This is a genomic window from Salinimicrobium oceani (genome assembly GCF_012037645.1).
This window is the reverse complement of the sequence record NZ_JAAVJR010000006.1, coordinates 146,285-169,425: the sequence shown is the minus strand read 5'-3', so window position 1 is coordinate 169,425 and position 23,141 is coordinate 146,285. Positions and strand designations below refer to the sequence as shown.

General features: G+C 40.1%; 23 protein-coding genes. 5 read left to right on the top strand and 18 right to left on the bottom strand.

Features of this window, described 5'->3' with window-relative positions; all coding sequences use genetic code 11:
• Nucleotides 1-811: 811 nt before the first annotated feature.
• The 8 genes from HC175_RS12065 to HC175_RS12030 all read right to left on the bottom strand — a co-directional run bounded on the left by HC175_RS12065 (nt 812) and on the right by HC175_RS12030 (nt 8,237).
• Nucleotides 812-1,246, bottom strand: coding sequence for a VOC family protein (locus HC175_RS12065; RefSeq protein WP_168138753.1), 435 nt, complete (start codon nt 1,244-1,246; stop codon nt 812-814).
• A 203-nt stretch (nt 1,247-1,449) separates the two neighbouring features.
• Complete coding sequence (locus HC175_RS12060) at nt 1,450-1,953, bottom strand: 2'-5' RNA ligase family protein (RefSeq protein WP_168138752.1); 504 nt, start codon at nt 1,951-1,953, stop codon at nt 1,450-1,452.
• Between the two features lie 120 nt (nt 1,954-2,073).
• Entirely contained in the window at nt 2,074-3,429 is a 1,356-nt protein-coding gene (locus HC175_RS12055) for an amidohydrolase family protein (RefSeq protein WP_209309980.1), read from the bottom strand.
• Nucleotides 3,430-3,610: 181 nt separating this feature from the next.
• Nucleotides 3,611-4,450 (bottom strand): alpha/beta hydrolase, encoded by an 840-nt coding sequence (locus HC175_RS12050; protein WP_168138751.1) that lies wholly within the window; start codon nt 4,448-4,450, stop codon nt 3,611-3,613.
• A 118-nt stretch (nt 4,451-4,568) separates the two neighbouring features.
• Nucleotides 4,569-5,480 (bottom strand): DPP IV N-terminal domain-containing protein, encoded by a 912-nt coding sequence (locus tag HC175_RS12045; RefSeq protein ID WP_168138750.1) that lies wholly within the window; start codon nt 5,478-5,480, stop codon nt 4,569-4,571.
• A 158-nt stretch (nt 5,481-5,638) separates the two neighbouring features.
• Complete coding sequence (locus tag HC175_RS12040; RefSeq protein ID WP_168138749.1) at nt 5,639-6,451, bottom strand: hypothetical protein; 813 nt, start codon at nt 6,449-6,451, stop codon at nt 5,639-5,641.
• A gap of 164 nt (nt 6,452-6,615) precedes the next feature.
• Nucleotides 6,616-7,401 (bottom strand): PA3715 family protein, encoded by a 786-nt coding sequence (locus tag HC175_RS12035; RefSeq protein ID WP_168138748.1) that lies wholly within the window; start codon nt 7,399-7,401, stop codon nt 6,616-6,618.
• 176 nt (nt 7,402-7,577) lie between these two features.
• Nucleotides 7,578-8,237: a hypothetical protein gene (locus HC175_RS12030; RefSeq protein ID WP_168138747.1), complete on the bottom strand. Its 660-nt coding sequence runs from the start codon at nt 8,235-8,237 to the stop codon at nt 7,578-7,580.
• A gap of 250 nt (nt 8,238-8,487) precedes the next feature.
• Here HC175_RS12030 and HC175_RS12025 point away from each other — a divergent pair, with 250 nt between their 5' ends.
• The 3 genes from HC175_RS12025 to HC175_RS12015 all read left to right on the top strand — a co-directional run bounded on the left by HC175_RS12025 (nt 8,488) and on the right by HC175_RS12015 (nt 11,075).
• Complete coding sequence (locus HC175_RS12025) at nt 8,488-9,009, top strand: DUF2975 domain-containing protein (protein WP_168138746.1); 522 nt, start codon at nt 8,488-8,490, stop codon at nt 9,007-9,009.
• Nucleotides 9,010-9,011: 2 nt separating this feature from the next.
• Nucleotides 9,012-9,218 carry a helix-turn-helix domain-containing protein gene (locus HC175_RS12020; RefSeq protein WP_168138745.1) on the top strand — a complete coding sequence of 69 codons (207 nt, stop codon included), beginning with the start codon at nt 9,012-9,014 and terminating at the stop codon, nt 9,216-9,218.
• Nucleotides 9,219-10,109: 891 nt separating this feature from the next.
• Entirely contained in the window at nt 10,110-11,075 is a 966-nt protein-coding gene (locus tag HC175_RS12015; RefSeq protein ID WP_168138744.1) for an IS110 family RNA-guided transposase, read from the top strand.
• A 578-nt stretch (nt 11,076-11,653) separates the two neighbouring features.
• Here the strand turns inward: HC175_RS12015 and HC175_RS12010 are convergent.
• Both HC175_RS12010 and HC175_RS12005 read right to left on the bottom strand, forming a co-directional pair.
• The gene (locus tag HC175_RS12010) at nt 11,654-12,232 is read right to left on the bottom strand and encodes a hypothetical protein (protein ID WP_168138743.1); all 579 of its coding nucleotides are present in this window, start codon (nt 12,230-12,232) and stop codon (nt 11,654-11,656) included.
• Nucleotides 12,233-12,271: 39 nt separating this feature from the next.
• Nucleotides 12,272-13,450: a tyrosine-type recombinase/integrase gene (locus HC175_RS12005; protein WP_168138742.1), complete on the bottom strand. Its 1,179-nt coding sequence runs from the start codon at nt 13,448-13,450 to the stop codon at nt 12,272-12,274.
• Between the two features lie 541 nt (nt 13,451-13,991).
• Here HC175_RS12005 and HC175_RS12000 point away from each other — a divergent pair.
• Nucleotides 13,992-14,417: a hypothetical protein gene (locus HC175_RS12000; RefSeq protein ID WP_168138741.1), complete on the top strand. Its 426-nt coding sequence runs from the start codon at nt 13,992-13,994 to the stop codon at nt 14,415-14,417.
• A 76-nt stretch (nt 14,418-14,493) separates the two neighbouring features.
• On the opposite strand, the gene HC175_RS11995 is transcribed toward HC175_RS12000, so the two are convergent.
• Nucleotides 14,494-15,405, bottom strand: coding sequence for a NifU family protein (locus HC175_RS11995; protein WP_168138740.1), 912 nt, complete (start codon nt 15,403-15,405; stop codon nt 14,494-14,496).
• A 192-nt stretch (nt 15,406-15,597) separates the two neighbouring features.
• Here HC175_RS11995 and HC175_RS24770 point away from each other — a divergent pair, with 192 nt between their 5' ends.
• The gene (locus tag HC175_RS24770) at nt 15,598-15,729 is read left to right on the top strand and encodes a hypothetical protein (RefSeq protein WP_369074332.1); all 132 of its coding nucleotides are present in this window, start codon (nt 15,598-15,600) and stop codon (nt 15,727-15,729) included.
• A gap of 61 nt (nt 15,730-15,790) precedes the next feature.
• Here HC175_RS24770 and murI read toward each other — a convergent pair whose 3' ends face one another.
• The 7 genes from murI to HC175_RS11955 all read right to left on the bottom strand — a co-directional run bounded on the left by murI (nt 15,791) and on the right by HC175_RS11955 (nt 23,141).
• The gene (gene murI, locus HC175_RS11985) at nt 15,791-16,579 is read right to left on the bottom strand and encodes a glutamate racemase (protein WP_168138738.1); all 789 of its coding nucleotides are present in this window, start codon (nt 16,577-16,579) and stop codon (nt 15,791-15,793) included.
• 66 nt (nt 16,580-16,645) lie between these two features.
• Nucleotides 16,646-17,155, bottom strand: a complete 510-nt coding sequence (locus HC175_RS11980; protein ID WP_168138737.1) for an OmpH/Skp family outer membrane protein — start codon at nt 17,153-17,155, stop codon at nt 16,646-16,648.
• Nucleotides 17,156-17,216: 61 nt separating this feature from the next.
• The gene (locus HC175_RS11975; RefSeq protein ID WP_168138736.1) at nt 17,217-18,020 is read right to left on the bottom strand and encodes an OmpH/Skp family outer membrane protein; all 804 of its coding nucleotides are present in this window, start codon (nt 18,018-18,020) and stop codon (nt 17,217-17,219) included.
• Nucleotides 18,021-18,056: 36 nt separating this feature from the next.
• A complete protein-coding gene (gene bamA, locus HC175_RS11970; protein ID WP_168138735.1) occupies nt 18,057-20,774 on the bottom strand; it encodes an outer membrane protein assembly factor BamA in 2,718 nt (905 codons plus the stop codon).
• The gene (locus tag HC175_RS11965) at nt 20,698-21,438 is read right to left on the bottom strand and encodes an isoprenyl transferase (RefSeq protein ID WP_168138734.1); all 741 of its coding nucleotides are present in this window, start codon (nt 21,436-21,438) and stop codon (nt 20,698-20,700) included. Before HC175_RS11965 ends, bamA begins: the two co-directional genes overlap by 77 nt.
• A 1-nt stretch (nt 21,439) precedes the next feature.
• Nucleotides 21,440-22,156: a type IX secretion system protein PorG gene (gene porG, locus HC175_RS11960; protein WP_168138733.1), complete on the bottom strand. Its 717-nt coding sequence runs from the start codon at nt 22,154-22,156 to the stop codon at nt 21,440-21,442.
• A 100-nt stretch (nt 22,157-22,256) separates the two neighbouring features.
• Complete coding sequence (locus tag HC175_RS11955; protein ID WP_168138732.1) at nt 22,257-23,141, bottom strand: NAD kinase; 885 nt, start codon at nt 23,139-23,141, stop codon at nt 22,257-22,259.

Here is a 23,141-nt window from a genome sequence, read left to right as displayed (position 1 = left end):
TCCACTTTCATAGTCGGCAACGATCTGCCTCTTAAACTCATCAGAATACCGACGATGCTTCTTTAGTAATTTGAAATTAGATCTCATATAAGTTGATTTAGTGGTCAACCTATATCAGGGACGTACAAAATTCCAAATCACAAGCACCCAAGCCCAAATTGGAGGACCATTTCTTCGTGCTCTTATTTTTTGGTTTTGTGACCTTTGTGAGAGCTTCCATTAGAGATTTCTCGTCGCCTCTTCTTTTTCTCAAAAGAAAAGGCTCTGTCGAAATGACAAACGATTTGCGGCCTTTGCGGTTGAGCTTTGCCTTTTCGAGAAACCTGAAAGGAAATTCGAAATCACAAGTACCCAAGCCCAAATTGGAGGACCATTTCTTCGTGCTCTTATTTTTTGGCTTTGTGAACTTTGTGAGAGCTTCCAATAGAGATTTCTCGTCGAAATGACAAACGATTTGCGGGCTTTGCGGGCAAACTTTGCGGGCTTTGCGGGAAATCTGAAAGGAAATTCCAAATCACAAGCACCCAAGCCCAAATTGGAGGACCATTTCTTCGTGCTCTTATTTTTTGGTTTTGTGACCTTTGTGAGAGCTTCCATTAGAGATTTCTCGTCGCCTCTTCTTTTTCTCAAAAGAAAAGGCTCTGTCGAAATGACAAACGATTTGCGGCCTTTGCGGATAAACTTTGCGGGCTTTGCGAGAAACCTGAAAGGAAATTCCAAATTATAAGCACCAAATTCCAATTGGAGACAAGATAGATTGTTCAGTCGCAAAAAAAGCTGCTTCGAAATGACGTTTTTGGCACCTTTAGAGCTAGCTGCTTGTTTGGGTCGAATCAAAATTGACCATCCATTCAATCCCAAATTTATCTCTGAACATTCCAAAATAGGAACCCCAGGGGCTGTCGCTTATGGGCACTTCAATATCGCCACCGGCTGAGAGTCCGTTTAAAATTCTGTCGGCTTCTTCCCGGCTTTCAGCAGATACAGAAATCTTGGACCTGTTCTCATTTTCATTGACCCTGCCCATACTCTGAGGCACGTCATTACCCATTAACTGATTACTACCAATGGGCGGCGCAATGTGCATGATCTTATTTGCGTCTTCAGGTTCGATTTGAAGATCGGAACTTTCCAGATCTTTTAACCTGATAATCCTTTCGAAAATTCCTCCAAAAACCGACTGATAAAACTTAAAGGCTTCTTCGGCATTTCCGTTGAAGTTGAGGTGTGGATTGATTGATGCCATTCGTTTCTAATTATTTGACTAATCCTTGCATAGCGCCATGTTTTCAGCAAAAACTCCTGCACCTCCTGCTCCAGATCTTCTAATAAATGTAGGGAATTATTCGTCGCCCAGTTTTTTTCTTTTTCAGATAAGCAGAAGTGCAGCGGTAAAATTTTTGTACCTGCAACTGGAAAAGCTCTGGCTTAAAACTCCACCTGTTTAATTCATTTTTTGACCAGGTGAAATTCCTGCAACAGCTTCCATTTCCCATCATCACTTTGTTCGATCAAACTTATTTTTTCAAATTCGAGGGTAACGGGCAGTTCATATTGCTTTATTTGCTCAAAAATCTCATCATCACATGTCGAATTCCTGGGGTGCATGAGGGTGATATGAGGGACCTGTTCTTTCTTCAAATTGGTTTCCCCCAGCACGTTTTGTCTTAATTCCCTAAATTCCTCATTTTCTCCTGAAGATGGCATGAAAACGCCTTTCCCGTCGGCAGACCTTTCCACCCCCTGAAAGGCGACATGCAGGGGTTTCTCGAGAGAAATAGTTCTTATTCGGGCAAGAATATCATCGATAAACTCAAGCTCGTCCTCCCGGCACAGCGTTACGTGCGCAGGAATAATGCTGAACTGGACAGGATTATAAGTCGCCCGAATTCTCTCAATATTTCCAGACGCATCATCAATGAATAAAGTCAGTTGTTTTCTGGTGGTTCTCATTTATTCCAATTCAGGCTGAGGTCAAATGCTTTTGTAAACGATCAATGTAATAGGATGATTGAGATGAATCCTCAGTTGGAGTGAATCCTTCAGCTGAAATGGATCTTGGAAATGCAGGTTTCATTCGCCATATTTCCCTTTTAAACTTTCAAGGATCACTTCTGGATCGTAAGGCTTTCCGTTGCTATAAACCTTTTCCGTCTTTTCTATCACCTTTGGGTCCAGTTCCAGGTCTCCGTCGAGGATCACAAAATCGGCCCTTTTTCCAGGTTCTATAGTGCCAATGTCGGACCTGCCTAACTTAAGAGCGCCATTTTTTGTCATAATATTGATCGCTTCAAGTGTCGTAAAACCAGCTTCCAGCAAGAGCAGGAAATTTCTCTTATCTCCAAACCCTGGTAGCACATGGCGGCCTGCATCTACGCCTGCTGAAAGGATGCCTCCTTTTTGATAGAATCTGTATTCAAATTCCATGATCCTTTTGAAACGTTTTTCTCGAATCGCATTAATCTCTTTCTGGTCTGGCTGATCCTTCAAGTGCTGAAAATCCTCCCGAAAGGAAGCTGCCATGATTTCTGCACTACGTTCATCTATAAATCTGCGCGAGGGAATGCTGGCTTCATAAATACTCAGGGTAGAGGTTAAAGCAGTTCCATTTTTCACCAGTCGATGCAAGAGATCATCCACCTCCTTAGACTGCATATCAAGAGTGTCAATGTATTCTCTTGTACCAGAACATGTTCCTGTTTTCTTATTGCTCCTGAAATATGAAACGCTATTAAAACCGTGTTCGATCGCATCTATGCCCATTTCGGAAGCTTCCTTGAATGTGACAGAACAAAGATGCCCTGTAACCTTAAGATTCCTTTTATGTGCTTCATCAATCACAATTTTAAGAAATTCTGGTTCTATATTTCTGTACACCTTCAGCCACTTCACGCCTTGATTTGCCCAGAACCTTATAGTATCTCGCAAATGGATCTCATTTTGGGGAATGATCATATTTGGATTGCCACCTTTACCTGTAATATAGGGCCCACTCGGAATTATTTCGGGACCAATTGCTTCACCTGCCGCAATTTTTTTAGCAAGCGCTATTTCTCTTTTTGCTGAAGCGGCTCCGCAGGTCTGAATAGTGGTAACGCCAGATGCTAAGTACAACTTGGAAGCCACTTCTCCTATAAACGGAAATCCCGGAATATGAAGATGGTTATGAACTCCTACCAAACCGGGAATCATGGTTTTCCCTTTCCCATCAACGATCGTTACATCCTTCAAGGCTTGAAAATCGGAGGAATGTCCAATCATTCTGAACACCCCGTTCTCTACTAAAACCGATCTTTCCTTTAAAACAGGGCCACCTGTACCATCGATCAGCTTGATATTCTTTATGAGTATTGCTTTAGGTTCTTGTCCTTGCGCCAGCGCCATTGCAGTATTGAAAAGCAGCATACAAATCAAGAAGATTGTCTTCATTTCTACTTTAAAAATTACGCCACCCGTTTCACCTAATGGTATGACACGCCCGCGATACTGAAGGCTGCTTGAACTCTTCGCAACTTTAGAGCACAGAAAGCCTGGGGCAGGAGGGGCAGGTTGAGGTGCGATTTGAAGGGCTGGTAAAAATGCCATTTTTGAGAGGTCTGTCACAGCTTCGTTAATCACTGGTAGAGGTAGTTTTCTGGGCAAAAGCCTCAAAAGCTTTGTATACGGCCTCATGCAGTGCATCTCCATGAGTTTTATCTTCTAAAAAATTAAAATAGAGGTTGGTGTTGTTCGATTTTTCGGTCAGTAATTTTTCATAGAGACCTTTTGCTGTTCTTTCCATGACATCACCTTCTTTACCTACAGCAATATAGATTTTCTTACAGGAGTCAAAATTCCCGATCTCTGCTTTCAAAAGATTCTCATCATCCCACCATAAACTTGGACTTACTAAAATATAATTATCGAACATATGCGGTGCTTTAAGCAGAATTTCCGTTCCTAAAAGTCCGCCTAGTGATTGTCCAATAAAAGTTCTTTCGTCATTAGTTCTGAATCTATTTTCTACAAACGGAAGTACTTCCTTCTCTAAAAAACCTATAAATTTTTCTGATGCTCCAGACTCAGGAAATTCTGTCTGATCTAATTTGTTTCCTGACGGATAGGTGAAATCTCGCATTCTGTCGATGTTTGCAATGCCCACAACTATACTTTCCGGTAGGGTGTTGATCCATGGGAATGACGCGAACTGCACAATTCCACTGATATGAATGAAATCTTCATCCCTTGAGCCATCGAGTAAATAAATCAAGGAATAGGTTTTCAAGCTATCTGTGGAATAGGAGGAAGGCAAATAGATATTCAGGATTCGTTCTTCTCCTAATATTTTGGACTCAATCGTAATTGATTTGCCAATAGAAAAATCGCTTTCACTTAACTCCTTCACCACAGATTGACTACTTGAAGCGAAGTAGGTAAACAACGTAATTAATAGAACCGGAAGTGTTTTCATGTCGGATGGCTAATTGCTGAACCTGGCTTTGTTTTCAGCAGTAATCGGAAGATATCAAATTGCAAGGAATTCCGACTGAAAATTCAGCCAGAAGGAACTATAAAACGTTTTTTTCCTTCTATTTCTTCCAAACAGGGCTTTCATTTCTGCCGTTGGTATTGGTCAACTGGATTCGTTCTTTTGTGCTGATATGTATTTTCCAAATATTGTAATTCCCTTTCTTTCCTGCTGTATAAACAAGCCATTGTCCATCTGCAGACCAATCCGGCGAATAGCATTCTACACTATCATTAGTGAGATTATACAAATTTGTGCCGTCAGAATTCATAATGTATAGGTCCCAATTCTTATCATTGAAACCGTAAAAGGCGATTTGCTTTCCATTTGGTGAAAACCTGGCACCTGAATCGTAACCAGTTTTCCTGGTTAGTCTTCTGATATTCTCGCCTTTAATATCCATGATATGTATTTCTCCATTAGCCGCATGAGAAGTATCCGCTGAATCACGTAATTGTCTCGTGAATAAAATTTCCCGACCTTCTTTTGACCAACTGGGACTTTCTTCATAGAACCTGTTTTTTGTTAGAGGTCTTATATTCGAGCCGTCTTTGTTCATTAGATAAATGTTCCTTGAAAGAGAATCTCTATCACTCATGAACACGATAGTCTCTCCATCGGGTGATAATTCGGGAAGTATGTCAGATGCCGGATGGTTTGTTAGTCGGGTTAAATCTGCTCCTCCAGATTTGAGAGAATATATTTCGGCATTACCATCTCTTTTAGAATAGAAATAAAGACTTTGGCCATCAGGAGACCACGAAGGACTGAAGTCTAGAGAATCATTATTTGTAATATTTCGTAGATTCTCTCCGTGTATGTCCATGACATATATTTCGGAGTTGCCATCTCTATCAGTTACAAATACAATTTCCTGGAGTGAAGAAGAGGCGTCAACATTGAGCTTGTTCTGTTTAACCACTTTACACGAAGTGAAGATCAAAAGTAATATCAAGAATTTGATTACCACCATTATATTGTTTTACTTGCTCCCCAGGGTCTAGAATAGTACAAGTTGCAGATTGGGAAAAAAAATGGAAATTTTAATTACCCCCTTTTAAAGGTACTCAAAAATGCCATTTTTGACGGGTCTTTCGTGTTTTTGCTATATGATGCTGGGGTTAGTAACCGTTACCAGTATTTGATCTTTCTTTTAAATCTTTTATTTTTTTTCTTTTTAACGAATTTATCTCCTTTCTTCTCAATAGTGAAGATCTTTTTATCAATCCAGTTTCCTAACTCATCGTATTTATATTCTATCAAATAGAAAGTGTTATCATTTTCGTTCCAGTTCCTCCGATACAAGATGACATCTCCAATTTCATTATATTCTGATGAGTTAGGTCTTTCAGAATTGATTTCGTACTCTTTGCTGGTTTGTAGGTTATTACTGGAATCATAGACTTTGTAAGTGTAGGTGCTGTCTTCATAATTATATTCCGCTTTTTCATATCCTAATAATCTGCTGTCTTGATCATAGAGCTCCATAGAAACAGGGTTTCCCTTGGAATCATTTTTAAAAATTGCTTTTCCAGAAATTACGTCATTTGAATTATAGTTAATGATCGCTGTAAGTCCGTTTTTACCATATCTGTATTCGGCTTTTTGACTTTGCCAGCCCACCAGGGGAATTTTGTTGGTTAATGTTCTTAAAATTAGTTTACCCTCCTTATCAAAAATGAAAATGAGCCTCGCATCCAGCAGGGAATTTTTATATCTCAGCTCCGATATAGTATCTGAAGATTTTGAAAAAATAATTTTTTCTTCTTTAACCTCTTTGCCAGAGTCGTTGTAAAAAGTATTTGTATTTCTTATTTCCCGTGGGTGACCAAATTTTGTGGTATACTGATCAAAGATGTTGGATCGAGCAGAAGAGAGAGATTGGGAAGATGCATTGAAGGCAACGCAAAAGATTAGAAGTAGGTTAATTAATAGTTTTTCCATATTAAAATAGCGCTGACGGTTTCGTACAAAAACGGAATGAGCTCGCGGGTGTGACTGGGAGTGGAACAAACAGGCATTACCGGCGCGGGCACAAGGGTTTCGATTCAAGACTAAATTAACCTTTGTTGTAATCTGGCCTTCGTTCTTCAATAATTTAGAAAACTTCAATATTCATCTTTTTTAAAATTGTAGTCTATTCCGTTAAACGTAAGTTTCTGAAATTCAGTTTTGTTTTTTACTGTTTTTTTGCCTGCTTTATTTTCATTTAAGTTTTCTTCGACCACCTTTTCATAGGTGAACATTTGTGTTACCAAAAGATCAAAAAACCCCTTGGTTTTTTCTGTCGTCAATTCAATGGACTTTTCAAAGATTTCAATTTCATAACTTCCTGAACAATTTGATTCTCCCTGAGTCTTTCTTATAGGATAGCCTTTCAATACTTCCTTTATCTTGTTTTTTGACAAAGTAAATATCGATATTCTTTGTTGAGAATATAATGTTGCGCAACTTCCTGCCGATTCTTCAGTTATTACACCGATTCCAGATATATTCTCAGATAATTGAATTGGGTTTTTTAAAATATATGATGGAGAAGGTTGAACCGCTTCTTGACTGTAGTAGTGTATTGTATCATCAACATGATCAATCACTTGTCCACTTGCATTGTCAGCAAATAAATATTTTGTTGTATATAGATCTCCATCATTGGTATTTTTAATAATGTATTGTATAGCAAAGAAGGTTTTGTCTGCTTGCAAGCTGACTGAATGAGATTTGTAAGTATAAACATTCGAAAATTTTATTCTCAAATTATCACAAACTTTGTGAAGTAATTGAATGTTTAAGGTGTCTGAAAATTTTCTATTGCCATTTTCTTCGAAAATTCTTTGCGAGTAGGTATTAAGGCTTATGAAGATGATTAAGTATAAAATTTTATTTAATTTCATCATTGTTGACTGCTTCAAATAAGGTCCCGGTTACGAAAGTGTGGTGTGGGAGCTATAATTTTTCGCCTAACACAAATTTCAATGATAGTCAAAAATGCCATTTTTGACGTGTCTGTCGTGTTTGTGGTAACCGTGTTGGCAACTGGCTTTTTCCCGGCTCTATAATTAGAGCTTTAAATTTATTCGTTATTTGGTCTTTCAGGAATGTAAACGAAATTAATTTCGATTTCATCTCCATATTCAACTATCAAAGAACATAACACTGAGACACTTTTTCCATTGTTAATAGCGGGTTCCATTACTGGCATTTTTCTAAGTACTCTCAAAATTTCAGCTTGAATAGTTAATTCTGCATCTCTGACTTTCATGCCGGTTAGATTCCCGTCTTCAGTGATTATAAAAAAAGCTTCAACCTTCTTTGATTCTGAAAGATTTAATTCTTTCAACAAATTTGTATTAAATTCCCGCTTTATAAATTCCGCTACTTTTTCTTTAAAGCATTCTCTTGTTTCTTCTCTAGAGAGATCTTCACAACCATTATACACTGGCGTAATTTCTACATCTTTTAATATCATACTATTGTCAGTAGTATAATTTGCCAAACCGTCCTCCTGTGACATAATACTGCATATACTTCGTATTGCTTGTTCCTCTTCTTTTGTCAAATTTCCCTGTGCCATAACCTGTTCCTGAACAGCATTGATTTTCATTATTAATTCACTTTCTCCATTGTTTGAAGAATCAGATCTTTCTTTGCAGGATACGGATAAAAGGCTGATAGATAGGGTTGTAACAATAATTAAACTTTGTAGTTGAAGTCTTCTTTTAAAATTCAACATATATTTTATGAGTTTGGATTTTTCAGCTTGTGCTAATGGCCGAATAACGCAAATTGCGACTTGGGAACCCGAATTATCATTAAAGGCTGAATTTTAAAGGTAGTCAAAAATGCCATTTTTAAGAGGTATTCAGCAGTTATTGGTATCCATTATTGTACGCAGGCTTTTTCGATTTTGATGACTAATAATAATAAATTATTGTTTTTCAATAAATTATTATTGATATTTGTGTAATACTTAAAAAGCCAAAATGAAAACAAATAAAATTTTAAGCACAATGAAAGTCGTTTCGTGGGTGATTTTTATTGGAATATGTATTAAAGCAGGAGCGATGGTTATTTCTTCTTTTGTCAGTCTTTTTGTAAATCAGGGGGCGACCAAAGATTTATACTTGGGGCTCAATCTTTCAACGCTTTATGAATTTGGTGTTGGCCATTATGTAATGCTTTTAGCTCTAATAATTTCATTGTTAGTTCTCCAGGCTTATATATTTTTTCTCGTAATCAAACTATTTACCAAGTTCGATGAACATTCTCCATTTAATAAAGAATTATCAAAGTTGATCCTCAAGATCAGCTACTTTTCTCTTTTTACAGGATTGATCGCGTCAATTGGGACAGGGTACAGCAAATGGTTGGGTATAAAAAATATTCTTATACCATTCGATTGGGGTGCAGAAGAATTTCTTTTTATGGCGGGTGTAATTTTTATTGTTGCTTTATTTTACAAGAGAGGAATTGAAATACAGTTGGAAAACGAATTAACAGTTTAATTATGGCTATAGTTGTTAATGTAGACGTTATGATGGCCAAGAGGAAAATGTCCTTAAATGAACTTTCTGAGAGGGTGGGTGTTACTTTATCAAATTTATCAATTTTAAAAACTGGAAAGGCAAAGGCTGTTCGTTTTAGCACATTAAATTCAATATGTCAGGTTCTGGAATGTCAGCCTGGTGATATATTAGAATATCAGGAAACATAAAAATAAAATCACCTTCTTTTTAGGTTTCGTACAACGGTTACGGTTATCGCAAGTTGAGTTCGGGGCTATGGTTTACGTTTCGGTTAACGCAAGTTGCGGAGTGGGGAAACGAATGGATCTTTTAATTACTTTTTTTAAAGGTACTCAAAAATGCCATTTTTGACTGTCTTGCCGCATTTGTGTTAACCGTTGTTGTCAATCCGTAGCGACACAGCCGAGTAAGCACGAATGATTTGCCGTTCCGTTTTGCCGTCTGCTTGGTTTCTAATTTGAATTATTATTTATCTTTTTAGTTCGCATTTTTTATTCGCAACAGTGAGAAATTCTTTTTTGCGTCTGAGTGGCATCCGCAACTTCATAATCTCGCTTCCTTAAATTAATCTTTTGTGTTCTAATTTATCTTTTTTCTATCCGCAAGAGTGATAAATTAAAATCAGCGGCTGAGTGAGAAATTAGTTTCTTTTAATTTTATGTGGCTGAGTAATTGTCCGTTTTTCATCTCCAGGAGAAGAGTCAAAATTTTATTTTTTAAGCAGCTTGAGTAAGGTCCGGAGCTATGGTTGACAACGTCCCGTATAAAAACAGTGCGAGCTGGCAAGCTTGATTGTCCGCAGGACAATCAGGCGCTGCAAGCGAGCACTAACTATTGATTCGAGACAGGTTTTAGCATTGTTTTTATACAGCTTAAGTTTGATTTCCTAATTTTTGAGTACTAATCAGAAAGAACAAAAGAGAGGAGTAAGGTTATGTTATTCGTGGGAACCTGGAGATTCCGACAACATTGATAATCCCCTCTCTTTTCTACTTCAATTTCGTTCAGTTCTATGAGACTTTGATCTCGTTTTTAAGTTGTTGAAAGCAAAGTAGGTGTCCTTTCCTAATCAATTTTCTATGAATAAATGTAGCCAAATTTATGGAGTAGACATCAGTAAAAACGTATTCGATGTTGTAGACTCCCAGGGAAATCACTCTCAGTTTAAGAATGATGGTAATGGATTTAAAACCTTTCAAAAAGCTCTTCCTGCCGATGCTTTAGTTGTAATGGAAGCTACAGGATATTATCATTACCGGTTGGCTCAGTTCCTGTATGAGCAAAGCGTAAAGGTCTCTGTAGTAAATCCACTATCTGTTAAAAGGTTTATCCAAATGAAACTTTCTAGAATAAAAACAGATAAATCTGATGCTAAGGCCATCTGTGAATATGCCACTGTAAATGAAGTTCCATTATATACTGCTAGGGACAAGAACCAGGCGGAATGCCTACAGCTCATGCGCCTCATCGATATCTACTTAAAACAAAGTACGGCCTTAAAGAATAAAATGCACGGAGAGAAAACCCTGGGGAAACCATCCAAGGTAGTATATCATTCTTTAAATCGCTCTCTAAAAGCCGTGCAGAAAGAAATCCAGATCCTGGAGGACCGCCTGACGGAGATCGTAAAGGAAGAGCAACAAAAACAACTGACCCTTCTCAAAAGCATTCCCGGAATGGGCAGTAAAACAGCCATTATGCTAATTGTTCTAACCGACGGATTTTCAAACTTTGAAGACGCCCGACAACTTTGTAGCTACACCGGGATCACGCCCACTTTGCGTGAATCAGGTATTAGTGTGAGAGGCAGGAGCCGGATAACAAAAATGGGGAATGCAAAGCTTAGAAATCTATTATTCATGTGCAGTTTTTCCGCTTGTAAACACAATAAAGCCTGTAGAGAGATCTATGAACGGATTATAGCAAAAGGGAAAAGTAAAAAGTTAGCTCTTATCGCTGTATGTAACAAGCTACTGAAACAGGCATTTGCTATCGCTAAATCAGGTCTGCCTTATGAGGAAAATTTTGTTTCGAGATTAGCTTAGAAAACTTGTTTTTTAACTCAGTTCTTTGTTGTGTGCAGTAATTTAGCACTATTTGTGAAAATGTGCGGTTCAAAAATTACGCAGTCAGTCGGGCGCTACTTTGGGTACTTCCACAATGATTTTTATTTTTTCTCATCTGCCTTTATTGTTCGGTCCAATAAAGCATGGTGGGAAAAAAGTCGGGGAAGAGATCACTCTTTTGAAACTGACCTGAAAATATCGGAATTCCTCATTAGGAAATGTGAAATTTTTCCGATACCTTCCGTCAGACTTTGGTACGTGTTAACGTTCTGATAGTGAAACTCTCAACGATCCCATCGCACAAGTCTGAAACCGGTGACCTTCCTCTGGGCAGTCCCCTTATCAGTTCCAAAAGAGTGTCCGCTTTTTAAATCCTTTTCCGCAAAAATCATTGTTGATATCCAGAAGGCCGACTTATTGCACACAACGTCTCGTATAAAAACTGTGCGAGCTGGCGAGCGTGATTGTCCGCAGGACAATCAGGCGCAACAAGCGAGCACGGACTTTCGATTCGAGACAGGTTTGAGCATTGGTTTTATATATTGTTGCCTGCAGTATTATCTGAGGTGCATATAGATTAAATCTAAAAATAATTTGCGGTAGGCAATTTCTTTGAACTTCTCTGCTGGGATCAGCTGCAAGGCTTTTTCAACCTGATTTACATTATCTGAATTTAAGTCTCCCTCGGCTTCAAATTTCCAGTAAGCATCTCTAAATTGATATTGCCAGCTTTGTTCATTCACCAGTTCCAATTCTTCAATCAGTTCTGCATAACAGCTTGTGAAATAACTATCTGGAAATAAAGAAACAGGATTAAAACTTAATTCCTGGCTAAATTTCTTAGTCGATTCTTCGCCTACTTCGCCACGTTTTATTTTTCCCAATAAATTGGAATAACCAGCTTTACTTATATCAGTCAGATGCCCTTGTTTTAAGAGCGAATTTTCGAATAGACTGTGAATATTCTCTGTAATTAACCGCTTTTCTTCATCTGGATAAAAGACAGTAATGAGGCGGTCATATTTTATGTCAGAACAAAGTTTAAATTTTTCATCAATAATTCGGTCCGTTTTCATTTTGGTCGAACCACAAGCTGTGATGAAGACTGTTATTATTATAAGTAGAGTTTTTTTCATATTGCAGGCAACTCGTTATATGAAAACTAATATAGTTTTTTATCTCTTATACTGGCGGGATAACAACAGGTTTTCTTCTCTTTTATCGGTTTGAAACAGCTCCTTGAGCGTTACATCCAACGGACTCTCGATCTTTAAAATGTCTTTGCGGGAAACATGGGTGTAGATCATCGTAGTCTCTGGCTTGCTATGTCCCAGTAACTCCTGAATATACCTTAAATCGATCCCGTTCTCGAGCATATGCGTCGCATAAGAATGTCGTAAAGTATGTGGGGTCACCTTCTTTCTTATTCCTGCCCGCCTGCAGGATTCCTGCAAGAAAGTCCGAATGCTCTGCGCACTATAAGGTCCTCCTGCCTGCCCCTCAGTAAAATATTCCTTTGGCATATAGGTCATCAGGTAATTGTTGAGCAGAGGCAACATGCTTTCGGCCAAAACCACAACACGATCCTTGCGGCCTTTCGAATTCTTGATCATAATTTGCCTGCGCATTACATCAATATGTGCCAGTTTTAACTCCAGTAATTCCCCAATCCGCAATCCGCCCGAGTAGATCATGGCCAGGATGGCCCGGTGCTTTAAATTCCGGGTGACCCTGAGCAGGGAAATGACCTCCTCCTTCGCTAACACCGTAGGTAAATACCGGCTTTTATGCGGCCGCTTGATTTCACTCGTATCAATGCTTTCGCTGGTATAAAGATCAAAAAAATGCTTGATCGCACTTATACATTGCCTGTGAGTGCTAAGAGCATAATTTTCGGCTGCAATGCGCTGCTCAATGAACAACTCTATGTCCCTGGGTTTTAGATCTGCATACGGCCTTTCTCCTACATGATCCACCAGTTTTAGAACAAAATTATAGTAGGTCCTCACACTGCTCTCACTAAGTCGCTGGCCTCTTAGGTAAGCCACGTATTCATGTAACACCTTTTTCTGTTTCCGGCTAAAAACCGGTTGCTTCACAGGTTCCTGTTTTATTGGAATTGCAAAATTCTGAATTTCAGAATAATCCACGAAAACATCCATGACCCGAAGCCTGGAATAGATAAGACGCTTATTTTCTGCAGTCCAGGGAGCATAATAACAGCCGTGGTGATTTGACCACTTCATGATCTTTAACTTTTTAAGCGTACTGCTTATGTAAAGATCAAAAGGAAATTTGACGGAAATTTGCCATGCACCTTTATACAGAAGAGGAGTGAGGAAAACTTTTTTCATACTGCTGATTTTTAGATAAATATAGCTGAAATGAGTACTGAAAAAAGTGCGTAAATTCCTGCATTCACATTGTGGCTGAAGCCGCTGAAAATAAGTGCTGACTCCTGGCCTTGTAAAAAAATTTGCTGCGGAAAAATTCCCTTTAATTACCAGAAGGCGACCTGAACGATGCAGCGGAGAGATGCAATTTGAAGCAGGGACATTTTGGAATTGGTCCAGAGTAATTTTTTTCTCCACTTCCTTACACGCTTACTGAATTTTTGGGTGGTAGAGTAGATCTGAGAGATGATCTCGAGATAGATCCATTTAAGATGAAGTGTTTCAGAGATTAGTATTGGGTAGGAAGGAAACTTAAAGATACCCTAAAGAGGCATTTTTGAGAGGTATCGGATATTTTGTACGTCTCAAAATCTAATATTAATAAACCTCTCTGCATTTTTTAGAGCTGAACAGTTTTCCGAAAGAAACATATAGATAGCAATTGATATTTTTCGTAATTTCATATAATGTAAGCACCTGAAAATAAACTAAATAGCTAGCTATGAAATCTCATATTCTAATTGCTGTCTCTATGATTATTGGAGGTGCAAACCAGGGGTTGAGCCAGAAGATTGAAACTGGGTCTATCGAACAAAATTCAACCTATGAATACCATATTAAAAAGCGCAACCAAAATAGAACAGGAGGTTGGGTAGCAGTTGGAGGAGGTGTAGGCTTAATTGTTTTTGGTGTAGCCAATAATTTTGACAAGACCTTCTGTATGTTCGAATGTGAAGGCGTAGATCCTAACGAAGGCATTTGGCCCGCCTATGTTGGTGCTGCAAGTGTTGTTGGTTCTATACCATTATTCGTTGCCGCCCGAAAGCACGGTAAAGCTGCCAAATTGGAAATGAGTGGTGACCCCGTGGTCTTTAAGAGCTATGGCCAATCGGCATTGGGATTTTCACTTAAGCTTAATTTGAACTGAGCTCTTCAGGGCTCCCTGAAATAAAAAGCCGGAACCTAAAAAAGTTCCGGCATTAATGTTTTTGCTGATTTATTTTTTAGCCATTAATGGCTTCCACACGTTCTACCCGGCCCTGTAGCATTTCCTTTAACATGGTTTCTATACCATTCTTAAGAGTGAAAGTAGATGATGGGCAGCCACTGCAGGCGCCCTGTAAGATCACCTTCACCACTTTTTCCTTTTCATCATAGCTCTCAAACAGAATATTCCCGCCATCACTCGCAACAGCCGGCTTGATATATTCATCCAGAATGGCTACGATCTCCTTCGAGGTATCATCCAGTTGTAATGCCGCAACTGGCGTAGAAGGACCTTCAGGCGTAGCAGGCGTAGGTTGAATTCCGTCTTCGGTAAGTACATCTTTGCCCTGTTCCAGATATTCTCTTATAAATTCCCGAAGTTCCTGAGTGATGTCATTCCACTCCGCAATATCATATTTCGTAATGGACAGGTAATTTTCATCTATGAAGACCTCCTTCACAAATGGAAAATGAAATAAAGCCCTGGCTAATGGTGCATCTTTTGCATCATCAATATTCTTGAACTCGACCGTTTGCAATACCAGTTTTCTGTTAGAAACAAACTTCATAACTCCTGGGTTTGGCGTACTTTCAGCATAAACCGTGGCAGGTAATTTTTTAAGCTCTTCGCTTGATGGGGTGATCACCTGGCCCCCATTATTTAAAAATGCCTGTATCTGTTCTGCTATTTCTTGCTGCACATCTTTCCAATGAACAATATTGTACTTTTCAATGGCCACAAAGTTCTGTGCTATGTAAACCGTCTTTATGAACGGAAGGTGAAAAAGCTGCTGTGCCAGGGGAGAGCGCTGGGCCTCTTCAATATTATGAAATTCAAAGGTTTCGTGCTTCGTAAGGAAAGTGTTAGCCTCAAATTTTACAATGCTGGGTTTTGTAGTAGGCTGTATGCTGATATTGATTTGCTGCATGACTAAAAATTTCGGCAAAAATACGATTTTATGTTGGTCTTTTGAAGCTTATTTAGAATGATTCAATTTGAAGCCGAAGATTGATCGCGGGAAGTGCAGGAGGGTTAATTGGGGAATGGTTAATTGTTGGTGAGTGGTTAATTGGGGAATGGTTAATTAGGGAATGGTTAATTGGGGATTGGTTATTGGGGAGTGGTTAATTGGGGAATGGTTAATTGGGGAGTGGTTAATTGGGGAATGGTTAATTGGGGATTGGTTAATTGGGGATTGGTTAATTGGGGAGTGGTTAATTGGGGCTTGGTTAATTGGGGCTTGGTTAATTAGGGATTGGTTAATTGGGGAATGGTTAATTGGGAGTGGCTGATTGTTCGGCCTTCTGGTTTTTTTAAAATTCCAGATGGCTTACCTCGAATCTTTCCTGTGGCTCGGGTAATAAATTCCGAAGTACTTCTAAATTTCCGTTGGTAAAGAACTCCGGTGCTTTTAACTGGATGTCTGAAAGCAAACCAAGGCTTTGCAGTACATGTTTGGTTTGTTTTGCCACTGCCATACCCGAATCTATAATGGTCACATGCGCGGGAAGGATCTTTTTTAAAGTGGGGATAAGGTAAGGATAATGGCTGCAGCCAAGCACCAGGTAATCGATCCCGGCATCCAGCATGGGGCGCAACAGCTGTCTTAGCATTTGCTCTACCTGTGGCGCATCCTTCTGTCCATTTTCGATCTGCTCCACCAGGCCTTTTCCCACTACTTCCACCACCTGGTTGTCCCGGGAATAAAGATCTGATGTCTTTGCGAAAAGTGCGCTTGTAAGAGTGCCTTTTGTAGCCAGGATCCCGATGCTTTTTGTCCTGGTGTTCAAAGCTGCGGGTTTTATGGCGGGTTCAATGCCTATAAAGGGAATGGTGTATGACGATCTTAGGTGTTGAATTGCGTTTGTGGTCGCGGTATTGCAGGCAACTACAATGATCTTGGCGCCCATTTGCAGCAGTTTCTCTGTGTTCTTAACGCTTAGCCTTACTATCTCTTCTGCTGGTTTTTCTCCGTAGGGAGCATTCTGGCTGTCGGCCAGGTAGATGGTATGCTCGAGCGGGAGTAGGTCGTGAATTTCCTTCCAGATAGAGGTGCCTCCAACCCCCGAATCAAAAATACCAATAGGACTGTCTTTACTCATTCCTGTAAAAATAAAAACTGCGCATCAATGATGCGCAGTTTCCTGAATTTATTTTTTGTCGATGTATTAGATCCCAAGATCTTTCTTAACATCTGGCATAAGGTCATAACCATCGGCCATGATCACTCCAGTTCCGGTAGTTGAGTCTAGCACATAATGGAAACCTTTAGCGCGGGCTACTTTTTGAATAGTGGTACGTGCTTTTTCCAGTACTGGCTTTAGAAGTTCAACTTCTTTCTTTTGAAGCTCCTGCATTGCATTCTGGCGGTATTCACCTATAGTTCTTTGAGTCTGTTGCAGCTCAGCAGCTCTTTTCTGGTTTTCCTCATCTGTTTTAGTCTGAGCTTCTGTCTCGTATCGTTTCATGGTATTCTGAGCTTCAGTTACCATGTCTTTGATCTCTGTGTCGTATGTTTTCTGAAGTTTCTCCAACTGGTTCATTGCAGCTTTGTACGACGGCATTTGTTCAATAAGATCCTGGGTGGCAATATGAGCTACCTTGGTTTGTGCATTTGTAAAAGAAGTTGCTCCCAGAATTAAAGCTACAGCTATTAGAAGGGTCTTGAATTGTTTCATTGTTTTAGAATTGATTATTTAATTGTTGAATTTTACTTGTTATTCCCCATTTCGGGTTGTACTAATTTTCCTTTTTTTCTTCCCTGGCCTTTGCCACAGAATCTCTTTTTCTTTCTCGCTCTTTCAGAATTTCAGCTTTGCGTCGCTCGGCTTCTTCAATTTTCGCAGCTCTTGCTGAATCTCTTACACGGCGGCGTTCCTCTAGCAATGCTTCCCGCTCTGCCTTTCGTTCCTGCTGAAGTTTTTCCCTTTCAGAAAGTACTGCGTCTTCTTCAACAGTCTTAGCTTCAGCTCTTATCAACTCCCGCTTCTCCTGTCGCGTTTCCAGTTCTTCTCTGTTTGATGCCCTGGTGATACTTCGCAAAACCTGGTCACTTACATCAAGCCTGTCGGCAGCATAAAGGGTCACAACATCGGCCGATTTGTCAAAGATAAGATCGTAATTCCGCGCTTTGGCAATTTCCTGTACTGCAACAAAAACCTGGTCTTGTATTGGCTTTACCAGTTGCAGCTTCTGGGTGATCAAATCTCCATTTGGCCCAAATCGCTTTTGCTGGTAATCCAGAACCTTTCTCTCCTCAAACCTTATCTCATCTTCGCGGTCACTTATTAATTCACTGGTTAGGAGCGGTCTTTCATTAGCAAGATCCTGCTTCATCTTATCGATCCTGCTCATCTCGCTTTCTATCTCTCTCTTCCACTGCTGCACTTTCTTCTCAAGTTGTGCCGAAGCTTCCTGGTACTCGGGCACATTCTCCAGAATGTATTCCATGTCCACATAACCAATTCTTACCGTTTGCTGTGCCTGCACCGCAAAGGCCGTGAAAACTGAAAAAGCAAGGCTAAAAAGAATCGATTTTTTCATGCTCTGAGTGTTTATAGAAAATACCGTGCCATTTTTTTAGAACTGTTGTCCAATGATGAAGTGGGTTTCCCACCCGTTTCTCTGCGTCTCGCCCGGGAGTGGATCAAAGCCATACCCAAAGTCAATACCCAGTAATCCAAATGCTGGCATAAAGATACGTAATCCTGCGCCGGCAGATCTGTTCACCTGGAATGGATTGTAGTCCTTAAAGCCATCGTATGATGCTCCTGCCTCAAGAAAGGTAAGTGCAAATATCGAAGCTGTAGGTTTTAAGGTAATAGGATAACGCAGCTCTAATGAATATTTATTGTAGATCGTCGCACCATCATTATCTGTAGCCTGGCTTAAAACTCCTCTGTCAAGAGGCGTAAGCGACTGGTTTGGATAACCTCTCAATGCTATAGCCTCACGGCCGTCCATGCTGTATGTTCCCATACCATCTCCTCCAAGGTAGAATCTTTCAAAAGGTGGTACTCCGCGTTCGTTATTATATGCCCCAAGGAAACCGTATTCCGCATGGGTTTTAAGAACTAAACTGTTGCTCCCTCCAAAATTATAAAGGGTAGTGTACCATGTTCCGTTGAACTTGATCTTGTAGAATTCGAGCCACTTGTATTTTTCCTGATCGATCTTACCTTGATCGGCAACTGGATCTTCCCCGGCACTTAAAGGTCGGCCCTGCCTGTTTATAAGTACTCCGTTCTCATTCTTAAGCTGAAATTCTTCCTGATCTCCCAGGTTACCGTAATCTATATCGTTAAATAAAGAATAGGGTGGCGTGACCTTGGCAAGGATCTCGAACTTAGAACCGCCCATTGGATAAATAGGGTTGCTAAAGGTGTTATCACGAGTGAGGCCAAGGGTAAGCGAGAAATTATTTGAATAACCATCACCAAATGTGAAGAGTCCTGTATTATAGTTGCTCAGGTTGTAATGCTGAAATGCAACCGCGGTAGATAAGATGAAAAAATCATCGGGTACTGTAAGCCTTTTAGCAAGACCTAAGGTGATTCCGGAGATGGAAAATTTTCGATCTCTGTCTGCTTCGCGGTTTCTGTAGTCGTAGAAATACTGCTCTGTATGTTGTAAGGAAGTGGATAGCCTTACCGGTTTCTTTCCTCCCCACCATGGCTCAGAAAATGACAGGCTGTAGGTCTGGTAATAAGTACTTGCCTGGGCTCTAAGAGACAGGGTTTGTCCATCCCCCATAGGTAACGGCTTATACGCTTCCTTGTCGAACAAGCCACTTAAGGAGAAGTTGTTAAAGGAAAGTCCTAAAGTACCAACAAATCCGCCGCCGCCATAACCACCTTGCAGCTCGATCTGGCTGGCTCCTGCTTCCACAACAGAATATTGCAGGTCCAGAGTTCCGCTGTTTTGGTCTACGTTCTTGAACTCGGGAGATAGATTTTCAGCATCAAAGAAACCTAATTGCCCCAGTTCTCTTACCGTTCTTACTACTGCCTCCTTACTGTATTTTTGTCCCGGCTTGGTTCGCATTTCCCTGTAGATTACGTGATCTTTTGTCTTGTCGTTCCCAACTACAGTAATGTTGTCAAAATATGCGACTTTACCTTCTCTTATCCTTATCTCGAAATCTATAGTGTCATTATAGACCCTTACTTCTACGGGGTTGATATTGGAGAAGAGATACCCGGTGTTCTGGTATTTATTTGTAAGATCATTAGCATCGGGCTTGGTATTGTCTGCGATCTGCTTCTCGAGCAATACGCCGTTGTAAACGTCACCTTTATTTATTCCGAGTACTCTTTGAAGTTCCCGGTCACTATAAACAGAGTTTCCAATAAACTCAATATTTCCAAAATAATACTGGTTACCTTCCTCAACATTTATGCGAAGTGCAACATCGTCTTCATCTATGTTTATTAAAGTGTCTGAAACGATCCTGGCGTCACGATAGCCTTTTTCCTTATAGACGTTCAGCAAATTCTGCTTATCATTCTCATATTCTTCAGGAATGAACTTTGAACGCTTCCAGAATCTCAGGAAATTTTCCTGCTTCGTCTTTTTCATTGCCCGTCTTAATCGCGCATCAGACAATGCTTCGTTTCCTGTAATTTCAATATCTTCGATCTTAACGCGCTCTCCTTTGTCAATATTGACAACCATGTTAACGAGATTGGTGTTAAGGGTATCTTCAACAGGTACAGTATTCACAACCACCTTGGTATTTAAATAACCTTCATCTCGAAAATGCTCCTGTATGTAATTCTTGGTTGTAGTAATGAGGTTTTCGGTGACCTTTGCCCCAACATTCAGTTTGGTTTCGGTCTTGAGATCCTGCTGTTTTTTGTTCTTTACCCCCTGTATTCTCACATCGGCTAAAGCAGGCACTTCCTGGATCTCAATTTCCAGGTCGGCTACGTCGCCTTCAATTCCGGTGACGTAAATATTAATATCACTAAAAAGACCGAGATCCCACAGTTTCTTTAATACCTTGCTAATGCGATCTCCCGGAATGAAGATCTTTTCTCCCTTTTTTAACCCGGTATAGGCGATCACCGTTTGCTCGTTGTAAGAGACAGTGCCGGTTACATTAATATCTCCAATGGTATATTCTTTCCCGTTTGCAAGTGGCAGATCCTGAGCTGCGGAAGTAAAATTAATTAAAAGGCCAAAGGCTAAAAGTGCTAAAATATGCTTTGTGGTAAAGGCACTAACTAAGTTGCTCACTTGTTTTTCCAAATCTTCGTTCTCTGTTTTGATAATTATAAATGGCCTCAAAAAGATCATCTTTACGATAATCTGGCCAAAGTATTTCTGAAAAATATAACTCGGCATAAGCCAACTGCCATAACAGGAAGTTACTAATGCGTTGTTCCCCGCTCGTTCTTATCATAAGATCCACGTCGGGTAAATTGTGGGTGTAAAGATGCTTATTTATAACCGATTCATCAATAGCTTTTGCTGAAATCTCACCGCTGGACACTTTTTCGGAAATTTCTTTCACCACATGCGTCAGTTCTTCGCGAGATCCATAGCTCAATGCGAGGGTAAGGGTCATCCTGCTGTTGGTGGAGGTTTTTTTGATGACCTCATTCAGTTCTCGCAGGGCCTTTGTGGGTAGATTATCAAGACAACCTATGGCATTAAGCTTAATGTCATTGTCCTGTAAGGTCTTGATCTCCTTCTTTAGAGAAGAGACCAGGAGTTTCATCAAGGTATCTACTTCTAATTTTGGGCGGTTCCAGTTTTCTGTGGAAAAGGCGTATAAAGTGAGGTTTTTGACACCTATTTCTGCACTTCCTTCTACAACATCCCGCACGGCTTTGGTGCCTTTTTCATGGCCTCGCACCCGCATCAACCCCTGTTTCTTTGCCCACCGGCCATTGCCATCCATAATGATCGCAATATGCTGAGGTAATTTGCTGGGATCGATCTTCTCTTTGAAATTCATATCAGTATTTGTTGAAGCAACTTGAGCCTCTCCCAAAATTAAAGGTGAGGTACAAACCAGTAAATACATACCAGTCTGTGGTATTGCTGTTTCCGAAGTTCCAGAGGTTGTAATCACCATCAACTTCTGAAGGCTGACTGCCATCCAGGTTGTCGGTAAAGGTGTAACGGGCACCAATCTCAATTCCGGCAGAAAGGAATTTATTCAGCGTTTGCTTATATCCCATCACCATTGGCACCGAAAACTCCCAGTTATTTCCTGCTTCCTGTAATTCGTTTGCTGCAGGGTTCGTATATGCCTTGTTCTTTAACATGTAATGGTTCGCAAAGTAGTAATTTATCCCGGTGTAAAGATAAGGAGTGGATTGATATGTGTTGGAATGCAGGTCCCATTCCCAGAAAGTGAACTCGAGACCCAGGGAAGCTTCTGCAATAGTGTTTGAAAATGAGTAGCCGCGCTGCTGCCTTCGCCCTTCATTTGATCTCGCATCATCTGCCTCGAGCTTTGCATACATTAGCGAAAACCGGAAAGCATGTCGCTCACTTCGATTCCACTTCAGCAGGCCGCCAAAAACAAGAGTGTTGGGATTAATGTAAGTAGTGTTGCCAACATCACCAATATAGTTCGCGCCTCCTATAAAAGGACCTAGCTCAAAATTTTGGGAATATGTCTGGTTTCCGCATAGTATCATAAGAACCACAACAACAAGATACCTCATAGGTTTTCAAAAGTTTGCAAATATAACAATATTGTTTGCCCCACAACAATTTGAGCAGGTTTGTACCTTAGCATTAACAGATTTCAGGAGTTTTTATTGTTTAATTGCGCTTATCTTCTCCCCATAAAAGCTTTTTCCGAAGGGTCTTAAGAAAGCTGTCTTCAGTAAATTCAACCATCTTGAGTTTGAAGGGTGCCTTTTGAATGGTTATGGTGGTGTTGTTCTTTAAAGTGGCGATCCTGGAATCCATTGAGACCAGGTAATCATCTGCCCTGCCCGATACCTTGAGCGTGATCTTCGTATTATCTTTTATGACCAATGGTCGTGCATTAAGATTATGCGGGGCTATAGGGGTGATAATGAGAGCTTTTGTTGCAGGAGTGACCACTGGCCCGCCACAACTAAGAGAATAACCTGTAGAACCGGTAGGAGTTGAAACGATAAGCCCATCTGCCCAGTAAGCTGTAAGGAATTCGTCATCCAGCCAGGTATCTACCGTGATCATGGAAGTAGTGTTCTTACGGCTCACCGCTACTTCATTCAGGGCAAAATTGTTTTCGAAGAGCGCCTCAACCTTTGGATTTGTGCGAATACTCAGCAGGGAGCGTTCAGATATTTTATAGTCCTTGTTGAGCAGCCGCGTAATTGTTGTGCGAATCTCCTCCTTGTTTACGGTGGCAAGAAATCCCAGACGACCGGTATTGATGCCCATTATTGGAATATCAAGATCCTGAATATATTTAACCGACTGGAGGATGGTGCCATCTCCCCCCACACTTATGAAAATATCGAAATCTCCATCTAGCTTTTTAAAGGTTTCGAAATGATGAAAATCTTTCTTGATCTCATTGTTTTCATCAATAAGCTTTAAGAAATTCTCTTCAATGGCAACTTTGATGTTTTCCTCATCCAGCACATTTAGAAGTTCTTCTATATATATTCCCGAATTAGCATGATAGAACTGCCCGTAGATTCCAACCTTCAT

Excerpts from the sequence above, each read along its gene's own strand:
- HC175_RS12050 (WP_168138751.1), bottom strand. The coding sequence starts at position 4,450 with ATGAAAACACTTCCGGTTCTATTAATTACGTTGTTTACCTACTTCGCT.
- HC175_RS11975 (WP_168138736.1), bottom strand. The coding sequence starts at position 18,020 with ATGAAAAAATCGATTCTTTTTAGCCTTGCTTTTTCAGTTTTCACGGCC.
- HC175_RS12010 (WP_168138743.1), bottom strand. The coding sequence starts at position 12,232 with ATGAAAAAAACTCTACTTATAATAATAACAGTCTTCATCACAGCTTGT.
- HC175_RS12045 (WP_168138750.1), bottom strand. The coding sequence starts at position 5,480 with ATGGTGGTAATCAAATTCTTGATATTACTTTTGATCTTCACTTCGTGT.
- HC175_RS11955 (WP_168138732.1), bottom strand. The coding sequence starts at position 23,141 with ATGAAGGTTGGAATCTACGGGCAGTTCTATCATGCTAATTCGGGAATA.
- HC175_RS11995 (WP_168138740.1), bottom strand. The coding sequence starts at position 15,405 with ATGCAGCAAATCAATATCAGCATACAGCCTACTACAAAACCCAGCATT.
- HC175_RS12055 (WP_209309980.1), bottom strand. The coding sequence starts at position 3,429 with ATGAAGACAATCTTCTTGATTTGTATGCTGCTTTTCAATACTGCAATG.
- HC175_RS11965 (WP_168138734.1), bottom strand. The coding sequence starts at position 21,438 with ATGAATTTCAAAGAGAAGATCGATCCCAGCAAATTACCTCAGCATATT.
- HC175_RS11980 (WP_168138737.1), bottom strand. The coding sequence starts at position 17,155 with ATGAAACAATTCAAGACCCTTCTAATAGCTGTAGCTTTAATTCTGGGA.
- HC175_RS12000 (WP_168138741.1), top strand. The coding sequence starts at position 13,992 with ATGAAATCTCATATTCTAATTGCTGTCTCTATGATTATTGGAGGTGCA.
- HC175_RS12005 (WP_168138742.1), bottom strand. The coding sequence starts at position 13,450 with ATGAAAAAAGTTTTCCTCACTCCTCTTCTGTATAAAGGTGCATGGCAA.
- murI (WP_168138738.1), bottom strand. The coding sequence starts at position 16,579 with ATGAGTAAAGACAGTCCTATTGGTATTTTTGATTCGGGGGTTGGAGGC.
- HC175_RS12035 (WP_168138748.1), bottom strand. The coding sequence starts at position 7,401 with ATGATGAAATTAAATAAAATTTTATACTTAATCATCTTCATAAGCCTT.
- HC175_RS12025 (WP_168138746.1), top strand. The coding sequence starts at position 8,488 with ATGAAAACAAATAAAATTTTAAGCACAATGAAAGTCGTTTCGTGGGTG.
- HC175_RS12030 (WP_168138747.1), bottom strand. The coding sequence starts at position 8,237 with ATGTTGAATTTTAAAAGAAGACTTCAACTACAAAGTTTAATTATTGTT.
- HC175_RS12015 (WP_168138744.1), top strand. The coding sequence starts at position 10,110 with ATGAATAAATGTAGCCAAATTTATGGAGTAGACATCAGTAAAAACGTA.
- porG (WP_168138733.1), bottom strand. The coding sequence starts at position 22,156 with ATGAGGTATCTTGTTGTTGTGGTTCTTATGATACTATGCGGAAACCAG.
- HC175_RS12060 (WP_168138752.1), bottom strand. The coding sequence starts at position 1,953 with ATGAGAACCACCAGAAAACAACTGACTTTATTCATTGATGATGCGTCT.
- HC175_RS12040 (WP_168138749.1), bottom strand. The coding sequence starts at position 6,451 with ATGGAAAAACTATTAATTAACCTACTTCTAATCTTTTGCGTTGCCTTC.
- HC175_RS12020 (WP_168138745.1), top strand. The coding sequence starts at position 9,012 with ATGGCTATAGTTGTTAATGTAGACGTTATGATGGCCAAGAGGAAAATG.
- bamA (WP_168138735.1), bottom strand. The coding sequence starts at position 20,774 with ATGATCTTTTTGAGGCCATTTATAATTATCAAAACAGAGAACGAAGAT.
- HC175_RS12065 (WP_168138753.1), bottom strand. The coding sequence starts at position 1,246 with ATGGCATCAATCAATCCACACCTCAACTTCAACGGAAATGCCGAAGAA.